Annotated in this window: 2 protein-coding genes; both read left to right on the top strand. The window is 66.4% G+C overall.

Features of this window, described 5'->3' with window-relative positions:
- Window positions 1–318 precede the first annotated feature (318 nt).
- Window positions 319–1158 (top strand): alpha/beta hydrolase, encoded by an 840-nt coding sequence (locus VFA16_RS21455; protein WP_324969768.1) that lies wholly within the window; start codon window positions 319–321, stop codon window positions 1156–1158.
- Window positions 1159–1175: 17 nt separating this feature from the next.
- Window positions 1176–2435: AMP-binding protein (locus VFA16_RS21460; RefSeq protein WP_324969769.1), on the top strand; the 1260-nt coding region annotated here is incomplete at its 3' end.

Consider the following 2435-nt stretch of genomic DNA (forward strand, 5'->3'; position numbering starts at 1 on the left):
ATCTGGTGCGCCGGCTGGCCGAGCGGCCGGCCAACTTGATGTTCTTCCTGCGCGCGCTGGCGGAGCGGCGCTGACAGCATCGAGCCTGCGTCCACAGCGCGACATCGCGGCTAGCCAAGGCTGCACATGCAGGTTCGGCGCCACTACCGCAGTCTCGATGCTCGCAAGGTCTATCCGACGAGGAGATCGCCGCGCTGCGCGTACAACGTGTCATCGGCAATCGGCCGGTGAACGCCTAACGTGTGTCCGCCGGGGCGCTTCGGCGCATCTGGCCGAACCCGCGGCGCGGGGCCGGGGGTCGGTGGCAGGCTGGCAGGTATGGCTGACGCGATATTCGAACCCGTGGAGCGCCCGCGGCGCCGCGGCGCCCCGCCCTGGTCGCTGTCGCTGACCGACCCCGCGCGGGCCGCGGTCGAGTTCGGGCTGCTGGTCGGGGCGCTGCCGCTGCAGCGCACGCTGCCGACCGGTGACGGGCATCCGGTGCTGGTACTCCCGGGGCTGCTGGCTGGCGACGGCTCCACGGTGGCGCTGCGGCGCATCCTGCGTCGTCTCGGATACCGGGTGCACGGCTGGCGCCTGGGCCGCAACATCGGCCCGACGGCCGCGGCGGTGGCCGGTATGGGGGAGCGCCTGCAGGACCTGGAGGCTCGGTACCGCACCCCCGTCACCGTGATCGGCTGGAGCTTGGGCGGCATCTACGCGCGCGCGATGGCGCGGCGCAGCCCGTCGTCGGTACGCCAGGTGATCACCCTAGGGACGCCGTTTCGGCTGACGCATCACAGTCAAACCCGCGCCAGTGCGGCGTTCAACCGCTTCTCCCACCTGCATGTCGAGCGGGCCACGGTGCCGTTGGAACTAGAAACGGAACCCTTGCCGGTACCGGCGACGTCGATCTACTCCAGATACGACGGTGTCGTGGCCTGGCAGGCGTGCTTGGATCTGCAGTCGCCGCGTGCTGAAAACATCGCGGTGGTTGGCAGCCACTTCGGCTATGGCCACAACCCTGCGGTGGTGTGGGCCGTCGCCGACCGCTTGGCTCAGCCCCGCGGCGAGTGGGCGCCGTTTCGCCCGCCTGCGGTGCTGCGACCACTGTTTCCACGGCCAGATACACCGTCGGAGCCCTCCTCGCCGGTCGATTCACAAACCCGGCTCGCCTAGTAGCACAGGAGCGACCGATGAGTTTCAACCTTGCCGTCATGTTGCGCGAATCCCGCAACGCGCATCCGGACAAGCCGCTCTGCCACATCGCCGAGCAGAGCTTCACCTACGCCCAGGTCGACGAAATCTCGGGCCGGATCGCCACGAGCCTGCGCAACCTCGGGGTGGGCCGCGGCGACAAGGTGGCAGTCCAATTGCCCAACTTGCCGCACTTTTTGTTCGCCTACTTCGCGATCCTAAAGGCCGGCGCAGTCATGGTGCCGCTGAACCCGCTGCTGCGCGCCCCGGAAGTTAACTACCACCTCCAGGATTCCGACTCGCGGCTGCTGATCACCTTCGAGACGTTCGCCGAGGAAGCGGTCAAGGGCGCCGGCGACCTGCCCACCTATGTGGTGAACCTCCCCGGCAACGACCAAAGACCGGAGGGCACAAGACATTTCGACGAGCTGTACTTCGCCGACGACACTCGCGACATCGAGCCGACCAACGCCGACGACACCGCCGTCATCATCTACACGTCGGGTACCACCGGAAAACCCAAGGGCGCCGAGCTGACCCATTTCCAGCTGTTCATGAACTGCACCGTCGCCGGCGAGCTGTTCGAATTCCGCGACGACGACGTCGGCATGGCGGTGCTGCCGATGTTCCACGTGTTCGGCCTGTCCAGTGTGCTCAACGTGACGGTGCGGTTCGGCGGCAGCCTGGTTCTCGTCCCCCGGTTCGACGCCAAGACGGTGGTTGACGAACTCGCCCATCATCGCTGCACGATCTTTTCCGGCGTTCCCACAATGTATTTCGCGCTGCTGCAGGCCGACACCGAAGGCCATGACCTGTCGGCGCTGCGGGTCGGGGTGTCCGGTGGCGCCGCGATCCCCGGCGAGGTGATCCGCGCATTCGAAGAGAAGTTCCCCGGTGTGGTGATCCTGGAGGGATACGGCTTGTCCGAGACCGCGTCCACCACCACTTTCAACATCAATGCCGAACAGCGCAAGGTGCTTTCGATCGGCAAACCGATCTGGGGTGTGGAAGTGCGGGTGGTCGACGAGGATGACAACGAATTGCCGCCCGGCACCGACAACGTCGGCGAGATCGTGATCCGCGGGCACAACGTGATGAAGGGCTACTACAACAAACCCGAGGCGACTGCCGAGGCTTTCCGCCACGGCTGGTTCCACACCGGCGACCTGGCCTACCGCGACGAGGACGGTTACTTCTTCATCGTCGACCGCAAGAAAGATCTCGTCATCCGAGGCGGCTACAACGTCTACCCCCGGGAG

Source organism: Mycobacterium sp. (genome assembly GCF_035653355.1).
In the GTDB taxonomy this organism is placed as follows: domain Bacteria; phylum Actinomycetota; class Actinomycetes; order Mycobacteriales; family Mycobacteriaceae; genus Mycobacterium.

Excerpts from the sequence above, each read along its gene's own strand:
- VFA16_RS21455 (WP_324969768.1), top strand. The coding sequence starts at position 319 with ATGGCTGACGCGATATTCGAACCCGTGGAGCGCCCGCGGCGCCGCGGC.